This is a genomic window from Streptobacillus ratti (assembly GCF_001891165.1).
Classification (GTDB): domain Bacteria; phylum Fusobacteriota; class Fusobacteriia; order Fusobacteriales; family Leptotrichiaceae; genus Streptobacillus; species Streptobacillus ratti.
On the sequence record NZ_LKKW01000046.1, the window covers coordinates 1 to 6862 of the forward strand.

The 6862-nt window shown below is 30.8% G+C and carries 4 protein-coding genes; 1 reads left to right on the forward strand and 3 read right to left on the reverse strand.

Annotated features, from left to right (window positions below; all coding sequences use genetic code 11):
* The first annotated feature begins 39 nt into the window (after positions 1 to 39).
* A complete protein-coding gene (locus BT993_RS07570) occupies positions 40 to 162 on the forward strand; it encodes a hypothetical protein (RefSeq protein WP_279625219.1) in 123 nt (40 codons plus the stop codon).
* A gap of 157 nt (positions 163 to 319) precedes the next feature.
* Here BT993_RS07570 and BT993_RS06455 read toward each other — a convergent pair whose 3' ends face one another.
* The 3 genes from BT993_RS06455 to BT993_RS06465 all read right to left on the reverse strand — a co-directional run.
* Positions 320 to 4318: a YadA-like family protein gene (locus BT993_RS06455; RefSeq protein ID WP_072593758.1), complete on the reverse strand. Its 3999-nt coding sequence runs from the start codon at positions 4316 to 4318 to the stop codon at positions 320 to 322.
* Between the two features lie 176 nt (positions 4319 to 4494).
* Entirely contained in the window at positions 4495 to 6216 is a 1722-nt protein-coding gene (locus BT993_RS06460) for a YadA-like family protein (protein ID WP_072593759.1), read from the reverse strand.
* Positions 6217 to 6521: 305 nt separating this feature from the next.
* The coding region (locus BT993_RS06465) for a YadA-like family protein (protein WP_208600522.1) at positions 6522 to 6862 on the reverse strand (341 nt) is incomplete at its 5' end.

Below are 6862 nucleotides of genomic sequence, written 5' to 3' on the forward strand. Positions count from 1 at the left end.
TTTTTTTCACACTCTCGATTTATTCCTAAGGGTAGGTCTATGAATAAATTAAGAAAAAAAGATGTTAAATTTATTGAAAATTTTATGAATAATTATCCTAGAAAAATTTTCAATTCTTCAACATCTTATGAAGTTTATGAATGTCTTTTAAATCTTGTTTAAGTTGTTTTTGGACATTTACTTTTGGAATTTAGGCAAATTAAAAAGAATTAACTCCTTTACAGAAATTAATCCTCATTTTAATCACCATTCTCCTATTTAAAGACCTTCATTTGTTACCACCATTATATATATAAAGTTTAACAAATATTTTATCTACTTATTTTTTTTGCATTAATCTTTCTAATTCATTAATTCTATTTTCTAAAGTTTTATTATTTTCTTCAATAACTTTAACTTTTTCTTCAAGAACTTTGAATTCTTTATCTAATTCATAAACTTTTTCATCAAGTAGATTAATATTTCCATTTCTTTGTAATTTTAACATCTCTTTATTTCTATTTCCTACACTCTCAAATTGATATCCAAGTCCTGCACCTAGTGATATATGTCCTCTAGTATTTAATGATCCACTTGCTCTATATACTAAATTAGCTCTATCATTCATTCCTGATAATCCTATTGCAAATGCATGTTCTCCATTGTAGTATCCATATGAACCTGACAGGTTATGTCCAATACCACTCATCTGTGGTAAATTGGCCATTGCTATTGCATTTGCTACTCCACTATTTGCTGCTATTCCTTTTTCTATATCTTTTTTCGCCTTATCTGTTAAATCTACCTTAACTTCATTTCCTTTAGCTTCTGTTTTTATATATCCTGAACCACTAATTTTAAAATTTAATCCTCCATCTTTATTTAATGATTGTTTATCTGTTTCTCCACTATCTCCACCAAATGATATACTATTATTTCCTAAGGCATTTATTGCTTTTGATACTTCTCCTGCATTTGCTACCTTTTTAGAATCTTCATCACTTAATTTTTCTACTTTACCTCCAGAACTTGATTTTAATTGTGTTGTAGATAAACTAATATCATAAATATTATGTCCTTCATTTGATTTTTTAGATGTTAAAGTTACTGGACCTTTAGTCTTATTTGCTTCCTCTCCAGAATTTGCTGTTATATCTGTCTTTAGCGTCTTTGTTGCTTTGTCTATCTTATCTGTTAAATCCTTTTTAGTGCTTTCTATTTTTTCATCATTTTTTGTTATTTTTTCTTCTAACTCTTTCTTAGTTTCATCTATCTTTTTATCTACTTCTTTTTTATTATCCTCTATCTTTTTCTCTAATTCTTTCTTAGTATCATCTATTTTATTTTCTATTTCTTTCTTATTTTTTTCTATTTCTTTCTTACTTTCATCTATTTTATTCTCTAATTCTTTTTTAGAAGTGTCTATTTTTTTCTCAACTTCATCTAATTGTTTCTTATTTACTGCATCAGTGTCATTTTTTCCATCACCAATATTTTTTAAAACTTTACCCCCGTTATCTAATCCATCTTTAGTTATTTTTACTTTATCACTACCATTATTTATAGATATTTCATCTCCAGTAATCTTAACTTTACCTCCAGAAGTGCCATTAAATTCTGCACTAGTTAAATCTTTTAATGTTTTACTTAATGCATATGTAAAATCTTTTCCAGCTTGTGTAATACTTAAATTATCTCCAGCTTTTAATGTTAGTAATTCATCTTTTAATAGTTTTGTTTTATTTTCTCCAGATGAAGTTCCTGTTCCTTCTTTTCCTGCCATTACATTAAATCCATATTCAGCTATTGATTTTGTTATTTTATCATCTAATGATTTTATTGCCTCATGAATTGTATCTTTATTTGTTCCACCTATATTTGTAAAAGTAAGCTCTCCATTTTCTGCTAAATTTGCATTTCCACCAAAAATACTCTTTGTTTTATTCGCAAATTTACCTAAAATATTATTAGTTGCAAATAGTTGTGATCCATTAATTGCATCTGTTGAGTCTTTACTTACTTGCCCTGCTCCAACATACTGTAATTGTCTTTCCTTATTTTTAGATCCTATAGCCACTACATGAGAAACGTTTGGTGCTGCAAAGTTTCCATATTTTAAATTTTCTATTGTAACATTTAAAGATGCCACAGGTGTTTTTGTTTCACTTTCTGATCCAATAGCTACAGATTCATCTACAGTAACTTTTGAATGTCTTCCTATTGCTATAGAGTCTGATTTTAAGGCTTCTGAACTTTGTCCTATTGCTATAGATTTTCCACCTTTTGCTTTTGCGTATAATCCTAAAGATATATCATTAGTATTTTCTGATACTGCATAAGCTCCTATAGATATTGAATGTTTTCCTTTTGCTTCACTATTATATCCAAATGCTATAGAATTTTCATCTGAAGATTTACTTTCTTTACCTATAGAAATAGCATTTTTAACCGCTTTTGCATTATCTCCTAAAGCTATTGCTCCATCATCTTTTGCCTCAGTATTTGTTCCAATAGCTATACTATGTTCTTTTGAACTTTTTGAACTTTTACCTATAGCAATACCATTTATTGCATCTTCTTCCACTTTTGAACTAACTCCTATTGCAATAGAACCAGATGCTTTAGACATAGCATTTCCACCTATAGCTATAGCATTCATTGCTGCTGCTTCTGACCATAAACCAATAGCTATACCGTAATCTTTTGTTGCCTTTGAATATGATCCTAATGCAATCGTTCTTTCTGCTGTTGTAACAGCTTGATGTCCTATTGATAAAGCATCTAATTTTTCTGATCTACTTTCTTTTCCTATAGCTATTGCATGTGCTCCTTCTGATTTAGAATTCGTTCCCACAGCTATACTACTTTCTCCATTTGTCATAGCAGATGTTCCAAATGTTATAGAATTACTTTTAAAACTTTGAGAACTTTGACCAATAGAAATAGAACCATCCTCTTTTGACTTAGCTTTTCTTCCTATTGCTATAGCTGAGTTTTTTTCTGCAACACTTTCAGATCCTATAGATAATGAATCTGTTCCTTTTGATTCTGCATATCTACCAAGTGATATTGAATAATTATTTGAAGTCTTAGCACCATATCCTATAGAAATAGAGGCTTCTCCTTCAGAATTAGCATGCATTCCTACTGCTATTGTATGCTTTTTTAAACTCTTAGAATTATATCCTATTGCAATAGATGCCTCTTCTTTTGCATTAGCTTTCATTCCAGCTGTTATAGAATATTTTCCTTCTGCTCCAGCTGCCTCTCCAATTTTACCTAAATTACTACTTTTATCTCCACCATTGTGAGTGCCTGTATTAACATGAAAATATGTTTTTTTATCATCTTCTAGTTTTGTTGCCAAAGCTTTTAATTGAGCCACATTTACTGCATCTGTATCTTCTTTTCCTGCTGCTAGTCCCGTTATTTGTCTTGTAACTGTACTTCCATTACCTATTGCTAATGCTGCATGAGTTGATTGCCATGCATTTCCCGAAAGGGTTTTATCAGCACTTGGTACATATCCCATTACTCCTTTATCTACAGTTGTCTTTGATTCACTTCCTAAAGCTATTGCTCCCATCATTGTTGATTCAGCTTTGTATCCAAAAGATAATGCATTTTCTCCAGAAGCTTGTGCTATATGACCTAAAGCTACTGAATTCTTTCCTGATGCATCTACTCTCTTTTTGGAATCTGTTTGATACAGTGCATTTCTTTCTCTTGCCGATGATCCTATCGCTATTGCATTTTCTCCACTTGATGTTGCATTTGTTCCTATAGCTATTGAACCTTTTTCTTTTGCTAATGCTGTTACCCCTTGTGCTATAGATTCATTTCCTAATGCTGTTGCACTTCTTCCATATGCCTGTGAATAATACCCTTCAGCATAACTTCCTGCTCCTATTGCTATAGCTGATGCTTTTGTTGCCCTTGCTTGAAAACCTATACCTACACCAAATACTGCCCCTTTACTTGATGAATGACTCCCTAAAGCTACTCCACCCTGTCCTGCATGAGAGAATGCTCCTAGGGCTACTCCTGTCCCTCTTTTTTTTGTAGTATCTAATATATTCCCTGGTACTTTATTATCCAATATTTTGGGTACACCTTTAGGATCATATTCTATTTTGGCTGAATTTCCACGAGTAAATCCATCTGTTCCATCTACGCCTTGTTGATTTTCTGTTGGATCTTTTTCATAATCCTCTGAATAAGATATATTACTTAAAAAGCTTCCTGTTATTAAAAAAGCAATAATAAGTCCTTTACTAATATTTATTTTCCTTTTAAGCCGTTTCTTCAATTCACCTTCTATTTTAAAATTTTTAATCATATCACTTTCTCCCGTTTAAATTATTTTTTTTCACAATTTATCTGTAAAAGTATACCCCCCCCCGATATTTTGTCAATATATATTTTCTTTTAAAATATATATTAACTTTTGTATTTAAATATTTATCATACTTTGAAGCTATTAAAAAAATATAGAAATAGTTCTTAATATATTTCCTATTTTTTCATTAACTCTTTTACTAACTTTTCTAATTCAAGAATCCTAGTTTCTAAAATTTTATTATTTTCCTTAAGAACTTTAACCTCATTATCACTTTCTGATACACTCTTAAATTGATATCCAACTCCTGCTCCTAAGGCCACATGTCCCTTTGTATTTAATGATCCACTCGCTCTATATACCAAATTAGCTGTGTCATTTAAACCTGATATTCCCAATGCAAAGGCATGTTCTCCATTAAAGAATCCATATGATCCCGCTATATTATGTCTATGTCCTCCTAATGAACTTACTTGTGGTAGATTTGCCATCGCTACTGCATTCGCTACTCCTGAATGTGCTACTACTCCTTTTTCTATATCTTTTTTAGCTTTATCTGATAAGTCTACATCAACATTATTTCCACTAGCCTTTGTTGTAATATATTCTGAACCTCTAATATTAAATTTCATTCCACCTTTTTTATTTAGTGTTTGTTTTTCTGTACTACCACTATCTCCACCTAATTCTAAAGTATTATTTCCCAAACCATTTATTGCATTTACTACATCTCCAGTTTTAGCTATTTGGTCATTATTGTCTGTTTTAGCCTCTACCTTTCCATTATTTTCTTGTGTTGTAATTTTTCCAATATTGGCTTTTAATGTCCCATCTGGACCCTTTAGTATTGTCTTATTATCCACTTTTACATCTAATGTATATACCTTATTACCATTTACACCAATGCTTGATTTTACATCTACTGCTGAATTATTATTTGCTTTTACTTCTGTTATTGCAGCTTTTATTGCATCATCTATATTATTTTTATTAGTTCCACCTATATTTGTCATAGATATATCACCAATATTATCCCCATTTTTAGTTATCTTTGAATTCCCACCTAAAATTTTCTTTGTTGAATTCATTAAATTTGACAAAGCATTATTAGTCGCAAAAAGTTGCGAACCATTTATTGCATCTGTTGATTCTTTAGAAACTTTACCTGCTGCTGCATTTTTAATTTGTCTCTCTGAACCCTTTGTTCCAACTGATACTTGATGTCCATCACTACCTGCTTCTCCTGCAAATCCAGAATAAGTATAATCTCCTACTGTAGCAGAAGTTTCTTGTGTAGCATTAGAATCTGTTTTAGAGCCTGAACCTATTGCAATAGAATTTTCATGACTCGCTTCAGAATTAGCTCCTAATGCAGTTGAATTTTTATTTGATGCTTTAGAATTAGAACCTATTGCAGTTGAAAGTTCTTGTTCTGCTTTAGCTTGACTTCCGATAGATGTTGAATAATTCCCATTTGATTTAGTACCATAACCTATACTAACTGAACTATCTCCTTTACTTTCTCCTTGATATCCTATGTTAGTAGCCCCTGTTCCACTAGCCTTACCACCAAAAGACATAGCTGAGTCTTTTTCAGCACTTGCATTATTTCCTATTGCAAAGGCATTATCTCCATCTGCTTTTGCATTAGCTCCTATAGCAACAGCTCCACCATTACTACCCTTATGTTGACCTTTATTTGTTTGAGCATTAGTTCCTATAACAACATCATGATTCCCTCCAGCATTTGAATTTTTACCTATTGCAACAGATAATTCTCCTTCTGCTTTTGCTCCCTCTCCCATAGTTGGATTAGAAACTGTAGGGGCAGGAGTAGCATCAGAATAAGACATGATAGAAGCAAAGGCTAATCCTACAATAAAATTCTTTTTCTTCATTATTCTTTAGTATAATATAGCTAGTTGTTAAACTATATTATACACCTCCTTTTCTTTTATATTTTTTATAAATAACCTATTTAATAAATATTTTTGTTTTTTAAATTGATAATATTTTCAAAAATTGAAAAATATTTTTTTAACAACATTGGCTCTATTATACCCCCCCCCCGTACTATTTTGTCAACAACAAATTCAAAAATTCACAAGATATTTAAAATTCTCATACTTTATGATTTTTATAAATTAAAAAGGGTTAGCTCCTGATTTATTCAGAAGTCAACCCTTAATTAATTATCTATTTCCTATTTTTTCATGAACTTTTCTACTACCATTCTTAATTCTTCTAACTCTTTTTTCATCTCATTAAATTGTAATTCAAGCTCATAAACTTTCTCATCAAGTAAATTTATGTTTCCATTTCTTTGTAATTTTAACATTTCCTTACTTCTTGTAACAATATTATCAAATTGATATCCTAATCCTGCTCCTAATGCTACATTTCCTCTTGTATTTAATGACCCACTTGCCCTATATACTAAATTAGACGTACTATTTGTTCCTGATAATCCTATTGCAAAAGCATGTTCTCCATTATAGTAACCATATGACCCTGATACATTATGGCCTTCTCCACTTATTTGTG

Bases quoted from the DNA above. Each gene is read 5' to 3' on its own strand.
- BT993_RS07570 (WP_279625219.1), top strand. From the start codon at position 40: ATGAATAAATTAAGAAAAAAAGATGTTAAATTTATTGAAAATTTTATG.
- BT993_RS06455 (WP_072593758.1), bottom strand. From the start codon at position 4,318: ATGATTAAAAATTTTAAAATAGAAGGTGAATTGAAGAAACGGCTTAAA.
- BT993_RS06460 (WP_072593759.1), bottom strand. From the start codon at position 6,216: ATGAAGAAAAAGAATTTTATTGTAGGATTAGCCTTTGCTTCTATCATG.